Consider the following 18378-nt stretch of genomic DNA (forward strand, 5'->3'; position numbering starts at 1 on the left):
GATGAAACGCCTGTGGAGCCGGTGTAAGACCTCAAGGGGAGTCCTCCCGGCGGGCAACTGGCGACGAAGCAGGAACCCCCACGGTGACCGTGGGGAATCCCCCTCGTTTACGAGGGGGAGGATGTCAAGGTTGCATTCTGCTGGTTGCCTGGTCAGCCCAATTGTTTTCCGCCCACCCCCCTCGTGGGCCGGCGGCAGACGGTCGCCGACCGCCAGGCGATCTCCGGTACTAGCGGTCAGATGCGTCGGCTACGACCTTCGCGAGGAAACGCGTCCACTCCTGCGGAGGAAAGATCAGAGCCGGCCCGGCGGGGTTCTTACTGTCACGAACGGCGACGACTCCGGGCAGGTTGGCCGCCACTTCGACACACTGGCCACCGCTGTCTCCCGAGCGAGACGACTTCCGCCACTGTGCGCCACTCAGGTCAATGCTCTTCACGTCCATTGCCCTATCGCCTCCTTGATCATCTTGTTCGAGAGGTGTTCGGGGTATGCCGATGCCCGTATGGTGTCATAACGCAACCAAATATGGGCCACCGCCTCGTGATCCGTCGTGACGTTGCCCTCCACTGATGACTCGACGTTTATGACGTCCGGCTCTCCCCCCGGAAGCTGGGCAATCATGAAGGCACTCATCATGCCCGTCATACATTCGGCAGCGACGACCTGAATGGTGACCTTGGGGTGTTGCGCCATCTCCACGAGGTAATCAAGTTGTTCGCGCATGGTCACCGCGTCACCGACCGGACGCCGCAGTACGTACTCGTCGACGAGCGCCCACACCATAGGTGGGATTTGCCTATCAAGGATCGCCTTGCGTCGCATCCGGCTCGCAAGTCGCTCTTCAACTTCTTCTGGAGTGATACCGGGCGCCCCTGCGAAGACGTATCGCGCGTACGCCTCCGTCTGGAGCAGTCCGGGTATCAGGAGTGGATCCCACGTGCGAAGAACAGTCGCACGGGGCTCGATCTCCTCCAGCCAGCGGGCGAACCATGCCGGCCCCGATGTTTGAAGCATGAACTGGTAGAGGCGGTCGAAGTGGCCGTCTATGCCGAAAATCTGATCGCACTGCTGCACGAACTCCGGCGACGGGGGGCGTTCGCCGCGTTCGATTTTTCCGATCATGTCCGGACCGTATGTGGTTCGTTCACTGAGTTGCGGCTGCGAGAGTCCAATCTTCTTACGACAGCGGCGCAACTCGCTGCCGAAAAAAGCGCGTGGGCTCATATTCGGATCGAGATCGCGCTCACGCCCCACGAGACCCTCCGGAATCAGCGAAACCACGTTATTGCGAAGTCTGGCACGCCTACGCGGACAACGGCGACGGGAATTCGGACCTCATCCGGACAGCGATCTGTCGTCACACCGTCACTACTTTCCGCTATTGAGAATAACCCTGGGTAGGCATGCTGAGAGTGCGCGGCCGACCGGTCAGCCGGAGGCGTTCCCCGTCATCCCGGCCGCGGTCAGATCGGACACGACCGGAGCTCCTGAGGAGCCCTGGCGACCAAGGAGGCGATCGTGCCGACAGGACGGCATGCCGGGGGACGTACCGGCGAACAGATAGTGCGGCGGCAGGACTGGGATCCGGAGGCGCGGGCCGCCGCGAGGCTGCTCGACACTTGCGAGCCGGCCTGGACGGTCTTCTATGGGGTGTGGAGCCGCAGGTACTACGCCATCGCACATCGGCAGGCCCGTGTGCCGCTGATCGTGGACGCTCCCCTGCTGGCCGAGCTGCGGGAGTTGATGCGCGAGGCCGAGCTACCGGATCTCGCCGGTGAAGCGCACTTCGTTGCTGTTTGACGACAAATCAGGCCCGCAACCCACCCCTACGAACAGGCCAAACCCGGACAGAGTAGGGTCTTCCGGGTCATATATGGCGCAGGCAAGGAAGAGAATGATCGGCACCCCGGACGGTTATCGCGCCGTACGCTGGGACATCCCCAGGGACCCCATGATCCTCCGAGACATCCGGAGCATGGTCCGGCAGACCCTCGTCAAGTGGCAGCTCGCCGAATCGAGTGATCTAGCCGACGACATCGTGCTGGCCACGACCGAGGTGCTGAGCAATGCCGTCCTATACGGGCTGCCGCCGATCCAGCTGACACTCCGGGTGACGGGAGAGATGCTGTCGGCCGAGGTTACCGACCGTGGGGCGGGACGGCCGGAGCACGGCCCCGAGGACGACGACGCCGAGCACGGCCGCGGCCTGACCATCGTCGAGGCCCTCAGCGACGAGTGGGGCATCCTTCCCGACCGGGACGGCACCGGCAAGACGGTCTGGTTCCGCAAGAAGTGCCCATGTCCGCTCGACGAACCACAGCCAGGCATCCAGCTCACCGAGACCACCGGGGCACCCGCCGCCCACAGCGCCGATCCCCACCGCTGAACGACCCACCGACCCGGCGCCGGAAAGAACCCAAGCAGCAGCAAGGAAGTAATCCCTAACGGTCGGCGCCCGGGGAGACCCAGGGGCTATCCGGGACCGGGAGCTAATCGGACCGAGGGCTATCCGGGACCGAGGGCTATCCGGGACCGAGGGCTAATCGGGACCGAGGGCTAATCGGACCGGGAGCTAATCGGGACCGAGGGCATCGGGACCGAGGGCTAATCGGGCCAGGGGGAGGTTTGGATTACGTCTACGAAGTCGATGTGTTTGTAGCCGGGGACGAAGTGTTCGAGAACGTCGGCGTTGACCGTGCCGAAGGTGGTGTCGGGGCGGTCCTTGAAGCCGTCGGTGAAGGCGGCGAGGATCCGGCGCTTGAAGTCGGGGCGCGGGTGGGCGGCCGTGACCGCCGCGATGTCCTCCGGGTCGAGCTCGTCGTAGCCGATGCCGAGGACATCGGTCTCGACTCCGGCCGTCACCAGCGCGATCTCCGGGTCGAGCCGGTACGGCACCTCCGGGGTGGTGTGGAGCGCGATGGCCTCCCACACCTTGCGCATGTCCTCCTCCGGGAAACCGTGCGAGGCAAGGAAGCGGCGTGCCTCGTCGGCGCCGTCCATCTCGAAGCGCTGGTCGGTACGGCGGTAGGTCTCGGTCAGCCCGAGGTCGTGGAACATGGCGCCGATGTAGAGCAGTTCCGGGTCCGCTTCGAGTCCGAGCCGGCGTCCTTGCAGCGTTCCGAAGAGGTAGACGCGGCGCGAGTGGTCGTACAGCAGAGGGGGTGCCGCGTCCCGGACGAGCTGGGTCGCCTCGTCGGCGAGCGCCGAGTCCGGAATGGTGACACCCGCGATCGTCTCGCTCATGTCAGTCGTCTCCTCGCAGGTCAGGAAAGGGCTGCGTGTCCTTGGTGAGTCCACTTCCCGCAACCGCATGAAGGAGTGAGTGCCCTGTTCCGGGGACATGCTGTCTCCAGAAACGGACAAGATCCGCTGAGGTGAGGCCGAGGTCGTCGGCCGCTGGGCCGAGGTCCAGGGCCTCCTTCGCCGGGAAGTACTTGAAGAGCGTCACCTTGGCCACCTGCGCGGCCTCGGCGACCTCGACCACGGGGCTTCCGCGAGGCGGGACCGGGGCCTAGTCTGTAGCAAGCGCTTGCTTGTAGCACCAGAAAGCCACGCGGGAGGAGACCGCAGTGAAGAGGCCGTTCCGGTTCGCCGCCGTCATCCGCGAGGCCGACACCGCCAAGTCCTGGGCGGACAAGGCCCGGCGCCTGGAGGACTCCGGTTTCGACGTGCTGCTCGTCCCCGACCATCTGGTGGGCCCGAGGTTCGCCCCCGTCGCCGCGATGACCGCCGCCGCCTGCGCGACCACCCGCCTCCGCGTCGGCACGCTGGTGTTCGCCAACGACTTCCGCCACCCCGTGCTGCTCGCCAAGGAGACCGCGACCATCGACGTGCTCTCCGAAGGCCGCCTGGAGGTCGGCCTCGGCACCGGTTGGATGGCGGCCGACTACACCTCCGCAGGCCTCACCCTCGACCCGCCCGGCGTGCGGATAGACCGGCTCGCCGAGGGCATCGCCGTGCTCAAGGGGCTCTGGGCCGACGGGGCGTTCGGCTTCGAGGGCGAGCACTACCGGATCACCGGCCTCGACCAGCAGCCCAAGCCCGTGCAGCGGCCTCACCCGAAGCTGCTGCTCGGCGGCGGCGGGCCGCGCGTGCTGAAGCTCGCGGCGCGTGAGGCGGACGTGATCAACCTGACCATGCGGGTGCGCGCCGACGGCTCCGGGCCGGACCGCGCCGACGCCGGCCTGGAGGCGTTCCTCAAGAAGATCGACATCGTCCGTACGGCCGCAGGCGAGCGGTACGACGCGATCGAGCTCGGCACCAGCGTCCTGCAGATCGGCGTCCGCAAGTCCGAGGCCGCGTGGAGCGCCGCCGACTCCAGCCGTCAGGACGAGACCCCCCAGGTGCTGCTCGGCTCGCACGACGAGATCGTGGCCAAGCTCCGCCGCTGGCGCGACGAGCACGACCTCTCGTACTTCGTCCTGCACAACGAGCCTGACCTGGACGCCTTCACCCCGATCGTCGAGGAGCTCGCCGGACGGTAGATGATGGTCCGATATGGACGAGCTCATTCTTCTGCGTCACGGAGAGACAGAGTGGAGCCGTGACGGCCGGCACACCGGGCGTACGGACCTCCCGCTCACACCCAAGGGTGAGGAGCAGGCCCGCGCGCTCGCGCCCGCGCTGAAGGGCAAGCGTTTTTCGCTCGTCCTCGTGAGCCCCGCGCTCCGAGCCCGGCGTACGGCCGAGCTCGCCGGGCTCACCGAGTACGAGCTCGACGCGAACCTCTGGGAGTGGGACTACGGAGGTTACGAGGGCATCACGACCCCCGATATCCGAAAGCGACGCCCCGGCTGGTACCTGTGGCGCGACGGCGTGATCCCCGGTGACGCCGAGCATCCGGGCGAGACCATCGAGCAGGTCGCCGAACGGGCCGACAAGGTGATCGCGCGGGTCCTCCAGGCCGAGGGCACCGTCGTCCTGGTCTCGCACGGGCACTTCCTGCGGGTGCTCACCGCCCGCTGGCTCGGCCTTCCCCCGCAGGACGGCCGCTTCTTCAAGCTCGACACCGGCACGATCTCCGTCCTCGGCTTCGAACGCGAGGAACACGCCATCACCCACTGGAACGCCCCCGTATCGGGCCCCACCCTCTGACGGCGATCAGGCGATCACGGGGCCAGCCGGGAGCCGGGGAACGGGGCCAGGAGGGTTTCGCGCCAGGGGCCGTCGAGGAAGTCCCTCGCACGCTTTCCCCAGTCGAGCAGGCGCGGGTCGGCCTCGGCCTCGTCGTCGAGACCGAGCGCGGCGTCCCTGGCCCGCTGGGTGGCCAGGTGGTCGTCCAGGGACATGCCCCAGATCGTGACGACCTCGGTGTCGCAGAAGAGCACCTCGTACAGGCCGACGAGCCGGTGGCCGTGGTCGGCGAGGACGGGGGCCCGCTCGTCCTTCACGGCCGCGAGGTAGTCGAGGGCCGCTCCCGGCCGCACCTGGGCGCTCTCGAACAGGTAGAACGGCGCGGCATACCCCTCGGCGAGCAGGGCGGACACCGCCGGGCTGCCGCCCACGGCGCCCAAAGGCCGCGAGAAGGCCGAGAACCGCAGGTCGTCGATGTCCGACAGGAAGAGCCTGTCGTCGACGCCGTCGTAGATGTTCATCATCTGGCGCCAGCCGCCGTCCCAGCCGCCGTGGCAGTCCCACAGCGTGACGGCCTTGAACTGGGGGTGTCCGGTGATGCCCACCGCGTAGAAGGCGCCGACGAGGTCGATCTCGCGCGACCGGATGGACAGGCCCTTGGTGAGCTCGGGGCGGTCGAGCCGCTCGTCTTCCGTCTTGTACCTGGTCAGCCAGGTCAGGTACTCAAGCGGCTTGCGCGAGTTCATCGGCCGGAAGTCGACCTCTTCGATCAGATAGATCCCACGGCGCATCGAGACCTCCCCTAACCAAGCTAACGCTTGGTGCGAAGACTAGCCTCGGCGCGGCAGCCGTACAAGAAGCCGTGACCGCACGGGGCGATCACCCACAGGGGAATCAGCTGGCGATGGCCTGGGGCTGAGGCTGGGGGCCGCGGCCGGTCAGCCATTCGAGGACCCTGCGGTGACCGCGGCGGGCGTCCTCGAAGTGACCCCAGCGCCAGTATCTCGGCTGGTCCCTGACCCCCGTCACCCATGTGCGGTAGGACACGGGACGGGCGCCGTCCTCCTCGGTGGAGGCCGCGGACGCGACGCCGTAAGTACGGATCACGACGCGGCCCCCTGGTGCGAACAGCACGTCGTCGGCTACGGGATAGAGAGTCATCTGGTCCAGCATCACGGCCCCCACGAGAATCTCAGGAAGTGGACAGAACCAGTGTGCCGGATCGATGAACGACCCCGGTTACGCGATCGGCGCTCTCCGGTTAACCGGACTCGCGATATGTGAACAGGGTGTTACGCGACCAGATTGTCGAACTCGCCGTCCTTGACGCCGAGCACGAGCGCTCGGATCTCGTCTCGGGTGTAGATGAGGGCTGGACCGTCCGGGAAGCGCGAGTTCCGGACGGCGACGCCCCCATCGGGGAGTTTGGCAAGCTCGACGCAGTTACCCTGCGAGTTGCTGTGAACACTCTTTCGCCACGCGACGCCGGTTAGGCTCGTGGCCGGCATTCCGTTATACGGCTGGTTCATCTAGGTCTCTCTAAGTATGTCGCCGAGTATCTCGGCAGTGCCCCCGGGAGTTGTGCTCTCGATGCACAGCTGTTCCATGGCGGTGAGGTACGGATCGATGTCCTCACGCTTGTCCAGGTACAGGGCACCCCACAGCTGCTCGACGTAGACCACGTCCGACAGGTCGGACTCTGGAAAACGCAGGATGGTGAACGCTCCACCCTCGGCCGCATGCATGCCGAACTGGAACGGCATCACCTGCAATGTGATGGCCGGCAGGCTCGCGACCGCCATCAGGTGCTGCAGCTGCTCATACATGATCTCCTTGCCGCCGATGGGCCGCCTCAGCGCGGCCTCGTCGATGACAGCCCAGAGTTTCGGTCCGTCCTCTCGGGTGAGACGTTCCTGTCGCTGCATGCGCAGATGCACGCGACGCTCGATCTCTTCATCCGCGACATCGGGGTACCCGAGCCTGACCACCGTCCGGGCGTACGCGGCGGTCTGCAGGAGGCCAGGGACGAACTGCACCTCGTAGGTGCGGATCACCGAGGCCGCCTCTTCGAGCCCGACGTACGTCGAGAACCATGTGGGAAGCAGGTCGCTGTATTTGTGCCACCATCCGGGAGTATTGGCCTCACGGACCATTTCGAGCAGCCCACGGCGGTCGGCGTCGTCGTTGACGCCGTAGAGCGTGAGCAGATCCTCGACATCACGCGTCTTGAACCCGACCCGTCCGAGCTCCATCCGGCTGATCTTGGACTCCGAGGCGCGGATGTGGAATCCCGCGACCTCACGGGTTAGCCCGCGTTCCTCACGCAGCCTGCGTAGGCTGGCGCCCAACATGATGCGCCGAACCGTTGAGCCGGAACCAGGCGGGTCGATGGACACGTGCTTTCCTCCGGTTGTGGACTGGTTCACAGTCTGTCAAAGATCGCGCGTGAGGGCCCCCTTCGGTCTTACTCCCTTGGCCAACCGTAGCGGTTGCACGGGTTGTCTGCACGTGCATTCGCTCTTGCACCTGCACAGGAGTTTGCACCAAGATGATCTCGTGCACTCCACGGACCTGACACGTGGGCAAACCCAGTGGTCGGCCAACGATTGGTGGCCTCCCGCCGGCTGGTGGCCCAACCCAGCGCGCGACCTCACGCCCCCTGGAGCCGGCACGTCCAGTGCCACCTTCGCGCTCCCTCCACGGGCCGAATCGGTGCACTCGGCGCGCAGCTTCGCCGCCGGCTGCCTCATCGGCTGGAGCATGGGCGACGTGGTGGACGACATGGAGCTGGTCGTGTCCGAGCTCGCCACCAACGCGCTGCGGCACGGCCTGGTGCTCGACCCGCGCGATCTCCGGCGAAGCGGGCGCGAGCCGATCCGGATGTCGATGATCCGCAGAGACTCCCTCGTGACGTGCGTCTTCGCCGACCCGGGGTCGGCGGCGCCCGTCCTGCGCCACCCCTCGCCGCTGGAACCCGGCGGCATGGGGCTGCACATCGTGGAGTCGATGAGCCTGCGGTGGGGCTGGAACCCGCTGCTCCCGTACGGCAAGGTCGTCTGGGCCGTGCTCAAGAGCTGAGCGTCCCAGAGAGTGACCAGCTGGTAAGGATGTCGTCACATACCCGAAGTCCCCGAGCTTTTCCGCGTTGGATGCCATACTCAAACAAATCGAACAGCTCGGCCGTGTCGTCGAAGGATCCTCGACGGGCGAGCCGAGCGGTTCGCGGAACACATACAGCCGACCACACAGAGCGGCAACGGCGCCGCGACCACCGTGACGGCGGCAGGCGGTTCGCGCCGCCTGGTCGATGAGCTCGTCACGGAACCCAATACCTCCCCTCCGGCCTCCCGACCTCCTGCGGGGTCAACTCGCAGCTGACTGGCCCCAGAGCGCGCCCTGCTCGTACAGATCCGCGGAGAAGATGTTGATCTCGGGGTTCATTGATTCCGGTTCTATTCTGCTACGTCGATCCCGTCGAGCGGGTGCTCTGCATTACGGTGGCTTCTTGGTGACTCCCGCGAGACCTTCGAGAGACTGTGATGGATGATCACCTGCTCGACTGGTTGACTACCCTTGACGAAGAGCGGCTCTCCCGCGTCCTGGCCAACCGCCCGGACGCGATCGCCGCACCCTGGCCGCGCCGCCTCGACACGCTCGCACGGCGCCTGAGCGACAACTTCGCCGTCATGGAGGTCATGCGCGGCCTCCCCCTGCCCCCGCTGGAGATCCTGCAGGCGTCCCTGGTGATCGGCGAGCGCGTCACCGGCGAGGAGCTCGCCCGCTTCCTCGGGGTGACCACGGCGGAGATCCTGCCCTGGCTGGACGGCCTGTTCGACCACGCACTCGCCTGGCCGGGGCCCGACGGCCGCCTCCACCTGGCCGAGGCCGTCGCGCGCTGGTGGACCGCCCCGTGCGGGCTCGGCGACTCCCTGGCCACCTACCTCGACTCCTGGACCCTGAACGCCGAGGGCCTGCGCCGCATCAGCCGCAGCCTCGGGCTGCCCGCCCAGGGAGGCAGGCGCCAGCTCATGTCCCGCGTCACGGCCGTGCTCGGCGACGCCGACCGGCTGGCCGCGGTGCTGGCCGACGCGCCCGACGGCACGGTCAGCCTGCTCGACGAGTTCGCCTGGGACGGGCCGGTGCGCGGGGTCGACGGCAACCGCTTCGTCTCCTCCGGCTCCCCCGAGAAGTGGGCGGCCGACCGCGGGCTGCTCTACCGCACCCAGTGGGACATCGCCGAGATGCCCCGCGAAGTCGCGCTCGCGCTGCGCGGCCCCGACTACCATCCACCCTTCACCCCCGAGCCGCCCGAGCTCGGCACGGTGCCCGCCGACCCCGAGGCCGTCGACCACGCCATGTGCCTGGCCGCGCCGCACGCCGTCGACCGGGCGGCCGCCCTGCTGGAGAACACCGACAAGTTCCCGCTCCCCCTGCTCAAGGGCGGCGGCGTCGGGGTCCGCGAGGTGCGCAGGATCATCAAGGAGAGCGGCTGCACCGAGGAGGAGACCCGGCTGCTGCTGGAGGTCTGCGCCGTCGCCCGCCTGCTCGCCTGGGACGAGACGGCGAGTGGCCTGATCCCGACGAAGCGGTTCGACGCCTGGCGGCTGGAGGACGCCCCCGCGCGGCTGCGGGTGCTGCTCGCCGCGTGGTGGCGCATGGAGCGCTCGTCGCTGCGCCGCACCGCGGGCAGATATCCCACGGTGCTCAGCGACGACCCCGCCGGTGAGACCGTGGCCCGCATCCGCTGGGCCGTGCTCGCTACGCTGGCGACGCTCCCCCCGGACACGGCGTTCGCGAGCCTGCCCGAGCTCGTACAGGCCGTGCACTGGCGGGCGCCGCTGCTTGACGCGGAGCTCCTGGCCGAGTGCTGCCCCGCCATCCTGGAGGAGGCGCGGCTGCTCGGGCTCGTCACCTCCGACACGCTGACCGGCCTCGGCCGGGCGCTGGCGACCCTCGGCTCGGCCGTGGCCGGCGACGAGCAGGACGAGACGGTGCCCGAGATCGAGCGCGACCCCCGCCTGGTCGAGTCCTCGGTGCACGCGCTCGCCAGCGCGCAGCGCACCGCGCTGTTCGGGGCCGACCTGACGGCCGTCGTGACCGGTCCTCCCGCCGCCGAGCTGTCGGGCCTGCTCGACCGGGCCGCCGAGCGCGAGTCGCAGGGCGCGGCGTCGGTGTGGCGGTTCACCCCCGCGAGCGTGCGCCGGGCCCTTGACGCGGGGTACTCCGCCGACTCGCTGCTTGAGGAGCTGCGTACGGCTGGCACCCTCCCGCAGCCGCTGACGTACCTCGTCAAGGACGTGGCGCGGCGGTACGGCGAGGTCACGGTCACCACGGTCGGCTGCATCATCCAGGGTTCCGACCCGGGGCTGCTGGCCGAGATCGCCGCGCACCGCCGCCTCGCCAGGCTCGGGCTGCGGCTGCTCGCGCCCACCGTGCTCGCCGGCACCGCCCCTGCCGACCGCACGCTCGCCGCGCTGCGTGACGCGGGGTACGCGCCGGTGCCCGTGGACGACACCGGGGAGATCGCGATCAGGCGCGAGCCGCAGGGCGGGCGGCTGATACTGCTGCCCGGCGGCCGGGTGGCCGAGTTCGAAGAGCCGCAGGCCCCCATCGCCGAGCCCCCTCCCGACCCCCGCGAGCACGCCCGGCGCCTGATGGAGACCCGCGAGCAGGAGCACCACACCGGCCAGACCTGGGCGGTGATCGGCCGCATGGCGACCCGTCTGCCCACGGCCCAGCAGTCGCTGCTGGGGTTCGTCGTCGATCGGGGGGTGCGCGCGCTCATCACGCTCTCCGATGGGCTCACCGCGACGATCAGCCACGGCGAGCTGCGGCGCGGCGTGCTGGACGCCTGGTGTGAGGAGGCGGGCGACTACCTGGAGTTCCCGCTGGCCGAGATCTCGTCGGTGACGAGCGGCTAGCCCGGCGAGGGGCACCCTGACGTGCCCCGTCACCGAGAACGGCATGAGAGCCCCGCCGCTGGGCACAGGGAGACGGACAACCGGCGTATCCGCCGTCCCCGGCGGTCCGAGGTGGGGGGCAGAGCCATGGACTTACTCGCAGGTCACGGCCCGGTGGGCAGGATGGGACCCGTGTCGGTTTATCGGGTGCTCACCGGGTGGGAGGAACTGCTCGCGAGGATGACCTCGGGTGTCCACCTCCGGCACCGGTGGACCTCCGTGGAGACCATCGGCCACGTGGTCACCCAGCGGTGCCGGACCTGCGACAGGACCCGCGTGCGGGTGTCCTCCCGTCGAGACCTGAACGCCTGAGACCTCCCTCACGGGGTGAGCGTGAGCGTGTTCACCGCGTCCTTCCGTACGGCCGGCTCGGTCTGGCGCATGGGGGTCGAGTCGCCGTCGGCCCAGATCGGCGCCTGGTCGTCGTAGTTCGCGTGGAAGGCGTGCCCGGAGGCGCCCGTCAGGTTGGCCCAGCGTGAGCGGTCGAGGTCGGCGAGGTCCACGACCATCCGCATCGACGGCACCCAGTTGACCTCGTACCCCTCGGTGGCGTCCCAGCCGGTCGCGTCGACCGCGTCCTTGCCCCCGGCGAGCTTCAGCGGGCCCCGGTTGAACAGCCACTCGATCGGGCCGATGCCCGAGGTGCCGAAGGTCTCGTTGGTCAGTTCCAGGGTGTGCAGGTCGCCCCAGTGCCAGTCCGCGGGCAGGTCGCCGAGCCCGGCCCTGAGCTCCTTGGCCGCGTCGGTCATCGCCGCCCGGAGCATGTCGTCGCGGGTCTCGACCTTGTCCTTGGTGCGGACGTCGTCCCACCAGGGGTCGCCGGGCTTGTCGAGGAGCGTGCGCACCACCTCGTACCAGCGGTCGCCGCCGCCCGCGTGGCCGCCTTCTGGCAGTTCGTCGTCGAAGGTGCGCCGGAGCAGGTGGCTCCAGACCGCGTTGAAGTACGCGGCCCCGGACGACTCACGGCTCTGCCCGAAATCCCAGGCGGCGAGCATGTCCTTGATCTCGCCGCCGCCGTCGAGAGGGATGCCGGCCCGCAGCAGGTACGGCACGAGCACGGGCGCCAGGGTGTTGGACGAGTCCATCTGGATGTCCCGCATCGTCGCGACCGAGACCTTCCCCTTGGCCGTGGCCTGCTCGATCCGGTCCACGATGCGCTGGGAGCGGTAGCCGTAGGACCAGTCGGAGGTCAGGAACCGGCTGTAGGAGGGGCCGATGGCCGCGTTGTTGGCGGTGGCGATGAACCCCTCGGGCGGGTTGTACGCCATGGGCAGCTCTTCGAAGGGGATGAACCCGGTCCACTCCTGGTCGCCGGTCCATCCCTTCGCGGGCCACTGGCCGTCGCCCTTGGACCTGACGGGGATCCGCCCCGGCGCCTGGTAGCCGATGTTGCCGTCTATATCCGCATAAATCATGTTCTGGGCTGGGGCCTCGAAGTACGACGCGGCCTTCCTGAACTGGTCGAAGTTCGTCGCCGTGTCCAGCAGGAGCAGGGCGTCGGCCGTGCGGCCGGGGTCGAGGGCTGTCCAGCGGAGAGCCACCTCCACGTCGTGCCCGGCGGCGGGGAGCTTGCCCGTCTCCCCCGCCTTCGCGCCAGAAACCGGCTCTCCCGCGTTCCCGGCGGCGCCGGGCAGCGCGTCCCCCGCGCTTGCCAGCACACCGGAGATGATCGGCCCGTGCTTGGTCGACCGCACGGTCAGCTTCTCGGAGGGGTGGCCGGCGACCTTGATCTCCTCGGTGCGGGTCTCCATGGGGAGCCACTCGCCCTTGGCCTCGTATGTCTCCCCCTTGGTCCGCTCCAGGTAGAGGTCGGTGACGTCGGGGCCGAGGTTGGTGAAGCCCCAGGCGACCCGGTCGTTGTGCCCGATCACGACCCCCGGGAGGCCGGAGAACGTGTAGCCGACGACGTCGTAGGGGCACGCGGCGGACTTCACCCGGCAGTGCAGCCCGGCCTGATACCAGATGGACGGTATGCGCGGCCCGAGGTGCGGGTCGTTGGCCAGCAGCGGCTTGCCCGTGTCGGTGTGCGCGCCGCCCACGACCCAGGAGTTCGAGCCGATCCCGGCGTGGTCCGCCCCGGCCGTGCCGAGCGGCGAGGGTACGGCCCGCAGCGTCCGCGACACCTCCGCGAGCGCCCGCGACGACACCGTGCTTCGCGTCTCCGCCTCAGAGGCCTTCGCCGCCGCCTTGGGATCGAACCCGCCGTCCCGTACGGCTCCCGCCGTGACGATCGGCTGGTGCCTGTCGAACGGATAGGCCGGGAACAGTTCCTTGACCCGGTCCACGGGCACCGCCGAGGTGTCGACGGCGCGCTCAAGCTCGTCGTCCATGTTGGAGCGCAGGTCCCAGGCCATCGCCTTGAGCCATGCCAGCGAGTCGGCGGGGCTCCACGGCTCGGGCGTGTAGGAGCCGTTTGATACCTTCTACCTAACACAGTATCTCACGATCAAGCGAGCAACTAGCGACCAGCAGGAGGTCAGGTGTCGGCTCTAGGAGAGTACGTACGTCGCATAGGCATCCATAACCGAGCAAACCGCCCAATGGCAGCAGCGCAGGAGGAAGAGCTGTGCCTGGAGTTCGCGGGCAAGCTCTGGACCGCAGCCGACTCCTGGACGGACAGCACTCAGTGACCATCTCGGCAGCAGTCAGAGCGGCTATCTACGTCAGGATCTCTGACGATCGTTCTGGGGAGGAGCTTGGCGTAGCTCGCCAGGAGGAGCTGTGCCGAGAGATCGCCAAGAGGAACGGTTGGGACGTCGTCCTGGTGTTCAAGGACAACGACATCAGCGCCCACAAGGGGAAGAAAAATCGGCCTGACTACAACCAACTCTTGAAGGCCATCGAAGCCGACCAGTGTGACGCTCTGATCATCTACCACGCTGATCGTCTACATCGAAGCGTGCGCCAACTCCTGGACTTCCTAGACATCGTTGTCGAGTGGGACAAGAGGCACAAGCCGGTCTCGTTCCAGATCGACGCAGTACGGCAGGGCCGTCTTGACCTCTCCACACCCACTGGACGAGCTGTCGCCATCACCGTAGGTGCCTGGTCAGAGCAGGAGTCGGCTCACAAGGCCGACCGCATCAAGGACAAGATGGCTCAGCTCGCCGCAGCCGGCGAGATGACCAACGGTGGACCTAGGCCGTACGGCTTCCGGCGTATTTTCTCTGACGACGGACCTAGGCGCAGGATCATCAGGGACGAGATCGACGAGTTCGAGGCCAAGATCATCAGAGAGTGCGCCGAGAGGTTCGACAACGGAGACTCGCTCAGGTCCATCGTCGCCGACCTCAACCAGCGAGGCATCAAGACGAGCCTCGGAAATAAGTGGTCGATCCAGTCCCTTCGCTGGCTGCTCCAGAGCGCTCGCATCGCTGGTCTGAAGGAGCGCTACGGAGTCGTCATCGGTCCGGCTAAGTGGCCAGAGATCATCAATGTAGAGATGCACGAGAGGCTCAGGGCAAGGCTCAAGCGGAACTACTCACGCAAGACTCAACCACTGATCCGGAAGCACTTCCTGACTGGGATGGTCTACTGCCACTGCCAGCCAGAAGAGCCGATCAAGATGCGCGTGACCTGGGACGACAAGAAGCCGAAGTACGTGTGTCCTCCCAAGACAGAGGGTGGCTGTGGTGGCTGCACCGTGCTGATATCTGGCGTCGAGACGGTCGTCAGCAAGTGGATCATCAAGCGTGCTGCGGATCCGAAGGTGCTGCGGATGCTGGCAGATCGGCAGGAGTCGTCCAAGTCCGAGACGAAGGCCGTCATGGAGTCCATCAGTAGGCGCGAGCGTCGCCTGGAGATCCTGCGAGAGCAGCTCACGGACGATGGCGATGACGAGGATCTGGTGGACGTCGTTGCCGCCGTGAAGAAGCTCCGGTCTGAGATCCGTGATGAGAGGGACAAGCTGGCCAAGCTGGCTGGCGCTACTCCACTCATTGGGCTCGACGTCGCGGAGCTGGCTGAGCGATGGGACAGCATCAGCATTGATCTTCGTCGTGCTCTGGCCGACTTTTACATAGATAAGGTGACCATCCTGGCAACCGACATGCGGGGGAAGTTCGACGTCACTAGGGTCAAGGTCGCTGCCGCCTAGGCCGCTTCGTCAGCCACGACACGGACCGTTGAGAAGATCCTCACAGTGGCCTCCACCTGCGCGTCAGTGAGCGGAGGAAGCTCTGACATCTGGCTATCGAGCCAGGCATCAAGAGCCTCCTCATCGGCCTTCTGGCGCGCTCTGCGGCGGCGCTGTCTGGCCGCATTCTGCTTGTCGATCACGCTTTAGACAATACGGACATTCGGGCCGAAACCGGTGGCTCCAAGGGCGTGTGAAACAGCACAAATCAAGGGGTAACTCTCTCGTATTGCTACTCCGGCCCCTCCTCTGGTACAAGCTCGCCGGCCTCTGATTTCGGCTCAGGGTTGTAACGGCCTTCCAGCCACGCTTCTGCGAGAGCAATGCCCAGGAGTTTAGAGAACTTATCCCAGCGCTCCTGGGCACTCATCTCCTCGGGATCCTTGTAGTAGCTCATCTCCGACTCCCCGTAGCAGTGGTGTAACGCGTCTATGAGATCACGCCACCATAAGGACACACCGGTACAAAGTCGGTTTCCATGGAGTTACTACCTTTGTGGCGGTATGCGCCGTATGTCTGGTAGGCAGGCTGATGACATGGGAAGAGCCCCGACCGGTCTTGCTGGCCAGGGCTCTGTGAGAGGAGGTTTGGTGCAGGGCGACTCTAGGCAACCATCCAGTCAATATCTTCCGCTAGCTCCCTTGCTTCGTCATCGTAATCATCCGCAGGCAGGCTGATTCCGTAGTGCTCATCGAGGAGCTTGAAAAGGAATTCCGGCTCGTACCCAGAGCCATATTTCACGCACAACTCTCTGACAGAGGAGTCTACGTCCTCCGGGCCAAACCTATGCATAAGATCTTCGACGTAGTCGCTGATCCTTTCAGAACGCTCCTTGTTTTCCATCGTCCACATAACCGGCGATCCTGCTATAACGCTTCGCAGCCACGTATAGGTGGTACTAGATACTGTAACGTTAGTGGACTTAGCTGGTGCCTTCGCTTCTACCTGAACCTCTACTGGGACCGTTGCATCTACTGTCTCCTCGGCCAGTACATCGTCAGTTTCTGCGGTGTCTACCGAGCCCTCTACAGGTACGTCCTCGCTCTCCCAGGAACCAAGCGTTTTCGGCTCTTCGAAATCCTCACCAGGAAATCCGTTAACTATGAACGACCCGTTGATATACATGTGCAACTTGTAGTCGTTGCGTCCGAACGCCTCACGACGCTTGGTTTCGATGAGGCCGAGTTCCTTCAGCTCCTTCAGAAGGTTCCTGATGTGACGCTCAGAGACCTTGAGGTACTGGGCGAGACGAGCCTGAGAAGAGAACGCCCACCGCTTTGCGCCGCCGATTCTGGCGAGAATCAACCAAAGACGAAGAGCTTCAGAGGAAATACCGGAAGTGATGACGGAGTAGTTCACGCGAGCGAATCGGATGCTCGGCTCCATGTTCCTTCCACGGAACGTGTCATCCTCGATGTTCAGGACGATGAGCTGGAAGGTGTTTCCCCTCCGCGTCTTGGTGGTCTTGATAATCCCGAGCTTCTTGAGGCGGGACATCTCGCGCTTAACGGTACTAACGCTTATGTGAAGTACTCCGGCGATCTTCTCTGCCGAGACGGCGTTACAGAAGATCTCGCCATCCTTCGCGTACTTCACAGAGAACAGGTAGGCGATGATGTGCAGTCCTTTACTCGACACAAAGTCAGAGAAGACGTAGATCTCAGGCACATCAGCGAATGAATCCTTGGCGGAACCTTCTGCTATGGTTGACATCAGATGAAGCCCTTTCTTCATCGACCGGCCCGGTTCCTCTTGCTCAGGAGCCGGGCCACTTTTATTTTGTCTGTGTACTCAACGTAGCAGGCGGCCTCAAAGGCCTTGTAACGAGCCGAACCTGTACGTGAGTTCAAAGCTGGCGAACATACCCAGCCGTAGCTTTATTCCATCCAGAACATGCTTCTTCAAGGTAGTAACTCCATTTCTGGGTACCTGCTCTGAGCGGCTAGCTGGATCGACTCTGGATGGTGCTGGGAGACGAGCATGTGCCGATGGCCCGAATCGGATAGGCTCACCCAGTTCCTTTGGATGGGGCCACCTAGTTCCTATGAGTGGCTCACCCAGTTCCTATGCATAGGGTCACACAGTTCCTGAAGAAAGAGAGTCTTTTAGAAAGTCTCTAAGAAAGTCTTTAAATATGAGTACTCAGCGCGCTGCGCGCTCTTCGGTTATATGAGAAAAGCAGAGAAAAGCAGAGAAGCGAAAAACCGGCCAAGGAACCATCTGGATCTCCTAGCAACCAGACTCAGGCTCGGCCTTCGGCCAGGATCACATAGCTATGCCTCCTAGCCGGATTCTCAGGCAGATTCCTTAGCAACCCAGCCACACAGCCCTGAATGCCTCTGTACGGCCCTGAGGCCGATTCTGAGGCACTTTGGCCCAGAATCCATCCGGATATGCCTAGGATCTGCTCCAGTAGCGGCCTACAGGCCGTCTCGGGGCTTCTTAGGGATCTATAGCTCCCCAGACTCCTCGGCTCCGAGAAAGCGGCCTAGCCGCAAGCCTCTGTACGCGATCCTAAGAGGATTTCTCGGCCAGTTGGATAACGGGGACCAGATCGGACTGAAAGCCCGTCATGGAAGCCTTCGGCTCGTTCTGGGCCATACACAAGTAAACCGGCCACAGATACAGCCTGGTTTCGCTTGCGCGCTTTGCCGGCCACTGTCTTATAGATGGGATCGTCGGCTACCTGAAACACCAGGGTGGTGACCCTGCCATCGTGATCATTTAAGGGTGGGGGGGTCTAATTTGTAGGCAACAGCCTCGGCAAACCGGGCCACTGCTCCATGCCAGTGAGAAACACCTGGCTCCATGGCCAGACGACAGACAAGACTGCGATCAGCGCAGTAGCTATGCATGCTTGGTGTCGAACCATCGTTGGCGTGTCTGCCCTACCGTCAGTACGACGTTATCTGTGAGGTCCAGATACTCGCCCGATTTTTGGTCCGACCGGCAACTCTCAAGCGTAGCTCGTGTGAGGCTATGTATTCATTCACTTCGAGCGAAGGCAGTAACTACCCTTTTGCTGAGCGAAGTATCTGTGACCTTGAGGGTGATGCCTTGACACTCCACGATCCGGCCGATTTTCCCAGGTCATCGAGGGGAACCGAAAACGTCGAAGCCCTGAAGCAGCATCCAGCCAGCCTCAGGGCGCACCACGGCCCCGGCGTGGAGTGAGTTCGATGTGGCATGAGGGGGTTCGGCCGGAGA

General features: G+C 65.4%; 20 protein-coding genes. 8 read left to right on the forward strand and 12 right to left on the reverse strand.

Features of this window, described 5'->3' with window-relative positions:
• Positions 1-229 precede the first annotated feature (229 nt).
• On the reverse strand, positions 230-445 hold the full coding sequence (locus AB0O34_RS32115; RefSeq protein WP_363921894.1) for a DUF397 domain-containing protein: 216 nt from the start codon (positions 443-445) through the stop codon (positions 230-232).
• A complete protein-coding gene (locus AB0O34_RS32120; protein WP_363921896.1) occupies positions 436-1257 on the reverse strand; it encodes a helix-turn-helix transcriptional regulator in 822 nt (273 codons plus the stop codon). Before AB0O34_RS32120 ends, AB0O34_RS32115 begins: the two co-directional genes overlap by 10 nt.
• 264 nt (positions 1258-1521) lie before the next feature.
• On the opposite strand from AB0O34_RS32120, the gene AB0O34_RS32125 reads away from it, so the two are divergent.
• Positions 1522-1803 (forward strand): hypothetical protein, encoded by a 282-nt coding sequence (locus tag AB0O34_RS32125; protein WP_363921898.1) that lies wholly within the window; start codon positions 1522-1524, stop codon positions 1801-1803.
• A gap of 94 nt (positions 1804-1897) precedes the next feature.
• A complete protein-coding gene (locus tag AB0O34_RS32130) occupies positions 1898-2389 on the forward strand; it encodes an ATP-binding protein (protein WP_363921900.1) in 492 nt (163 codons plus the stop codon).
• Positions 2390-2607: 218 nt separating this feature from the next.
• On the opposite strand, the gene AB0O34_RS32135 is transcribed toward AB0O34_RS32130, so the two are convergent.
• Positions 2608-3246: an HD domain-containing protein gene (locus AB0O34_RS32135; protein WP_363921902.1), complete on the reverse strand. Its 639-nt coding sequence runs from the start codon at positions 3244-3246 to the stop codon at positions 2608-2610.
• 1 nt (position 3247) lies between these two features.
• Positions 3248-3487 (reverse strand): TetR family transcriptional regulator, encoded by a 240-nt coding sequence (locus AB0O34_RS32140; protein WP_363921904.1) that lies wholly within the window; start codon positions 3485-3487, stop codon positions 3248-3250.
• Between the two features lie 85 nt (positions 3488-3572).
• On the opposite strand from AB0O34_RS32140, the gene AB0O34_RS32145 reads away from it, so the two are divergent.
• Both AB0O34_RS32145 and AB0O34_RS32150 read left to right on the forward strand, forming a co-directional pair.
• On the forward strand, positions 3573-4487 hold the full coding sequence (locus AB0O34_RS32145; protein WP_363921906.1) for a TIGR03621 family F420-dependent LLM class oxidoreductase: 915 nt from the start codon (positions 3573-3575) through the stop codon (positions 4485-4487).
• A 13-nt stretch (positions 4488-4500) separates the two neighbouring features.
• Positions 4501-5097, forward strand: coding sequence for a histidine phosphatase family protein (locus AB0O34_RS32150; protein ID WP_363921908.1), 597 nt, complete (start codon positions 4501-4503; stop codon positions 5095-5097).
• Between the two features lie 14 nt (positions 5098-5111).
• Here AB0O34_RS32150 and AB0O34_RS32155 read toward each other — a convergent pair whose 3' ends face one another.
• From AB0O34_RS32155 to AB0O34_RS32170, 4 genes are all read right to left on the reverse strand, one after another.
• Positions 5112-5867, reverse strand: a complete 756-nt coding sequence (locus AB0O34_RS32155) for a hypothetical protein (RefSeq protein ID WP_363921909.1) — start codon at positions 5865-5867, stop codon at positions 5112-5114.
• 103 nt (positions 5868-5970) lie between these two features.
• Positions 5971-6249: a hypothetical protein gene (locus AB0O34_RS32160; RefSeq protein ID WP_363921911.1), complete on the reverse strand. Its 279-nt coding sequence runs from the start codon at positions 6247-6249 to the stop codon at positions 5971-5973.
• A gap of 119 nt (positions 6250-6368) precedes the next feature.
• Positions 6369-6605, reverse strand: a complete 237-nt coding sequence (locus AB0O34_RS32165) for a DUF397 domain-containing protein (RefSeq protein WP_114033524.1) — start codon at positions 6603-6605, stop codon at positions 6369-6371.
• Positions 6606-7427 carry a helix-turn-helix transcriptional regulator gene (locus tag AB0O34_RS32170; RefSeq protein WP_363921929.1) on the reverse strand — a complete coding sequence of 274 codons (822 nt, stop codon included), beginning with the start codon at positions 7425-7427 and terminating at the stop codon, positions 6606-6608. It abuts the gene before it with no gap.
• A gap of 205 nt (positions 7428-7632) precedes the next feature.
• Here AB0O34_RS32170 and AB0O34_RS32175 point away from each other — a divergent pair, with 205 nt between their 5' ends.
• The 3 genes from AB0O34_RS32175 (at position 7633) to AB0O34_RS32185 (ending at position 11348) form a co-directional block, all read left to right on the forward strand.
• Positions 7633-8154, forward strand: a complete 522-nt coding sequence (locus AB0O34_RS32175; protein ID WP_363921913.1) for an ATP-binding protein — start codon at positions 7633-7635, stop codon at positions 8152-8154.
• Positions 8155-8615: 461 nt separating this feature from the next.
• The gene (locus AB0O34_RS32180) at positions 8616-10997 is read left to right on the forward strand and encodes a helicase-associated domain-containing protein (RefSeq protein WP_363921915.1); all 2382 of its coding nucleotides are present in this window, start codon (positions 8616-8618) and stop codon (positions 10995-10997) included.
• Between the two features lie 171 nt (positions 10998-11168).
• Positions 11169-11348: a hypothetical protein gene (locus AB0O34_RS32185; RefSeq protein ID WP_363921917.1), complete on the forward strand. Its 180-nt coding sequence runs from the start codon at positions 11169-11171 to the stop codon at positions 11346-11348.
• 8 nt (positions 11349-11356) lie between these two features.
• Here AB0O34_RS32185 and AB0O34_RS32190 read toward each other — a convergent pair whose 3' ends face one another.
• Positions 11357-13390, reverse strand: coding sequence for a penicillin acylase family protein (locus AB0O34_RS32190; RefSeq protein WP_363921919.1), 2034 nt, complete (start codon positions 13388-13390; stop codon positions 11357-11359).
• A 272-nt stretch (positions 13391-13662) separates the two neighbouring features.
• On the opposite strand from AB0O34_RS32190, the gene AB0O34_RS32195 reads away from it, so the two are divergent.
• Complete coding sequence (locus AB0O34_RS32195) at positions 13663-15132, forward strand: recombinase family protein (RefSeq protein ID WP_363921921.1); 1470 nt, start codon at positions 13663-13665, stop codon at positions 15130-15132.
• On the opposite strand, the gene AB0O34_RS32200 is transcribed toward AB0O34_RS32195, so the two are convergent.
• The 3 genes from AB0O34_RS32200 to AB0O34_RS32210 form a co-directional block, all read right to left on the reverse strand.
• Positions 15129-15314 (reverse strand): hypothetical protein, encoded by a 186-nt coding sequence (locus AB0O34_RS32200; RefSeq protein ID WP_363921923.1) that lies wholly within the window; start codon positions 15312-15314, stop codon positions 15129-15131. The two genes, AB0O34_RS32195 and AB0O34_RS32200, sit on opposite strands and share 4 nt — an antisense overlap.
• Before the next feature lie 89 nt (positions 15315-15403).
• Positions 15404-15568, reverse strand: coding sequence for a hypothetical protein (locus AB0O34_RS32205; RefSeq protein ID WP_363921925.1), 165 nt, complete (start codon positions 15566-15568; stop codon positions 15404-15406).
• A gap of 206 nt (positions 15569-15774) precedes the next feature.
• Positions 15775-16905, reverse strand: a complete 1131-nt coding sequence (locus AB0O34_RS32210) for a helix-turn-helix domain-containing protein (protein ID WP_363921927.1) — start codon at positions 16903-16905, stop codon at positions 15775-15777.
• Positions 16906-18378 lie beyond the last annotated feature (1473 nt).

The sequence above is a fragment of the Sphaerisporangium sp. NPDC088356 genome (genome assembly GCF_040685555.1).
Taxonomy (GTDB): domain Bacteria; phylum Actinomycetota; class Actinomycetes; order Streptosporangiales; family Streptosporangiaceae; genus Sphaerisporangium.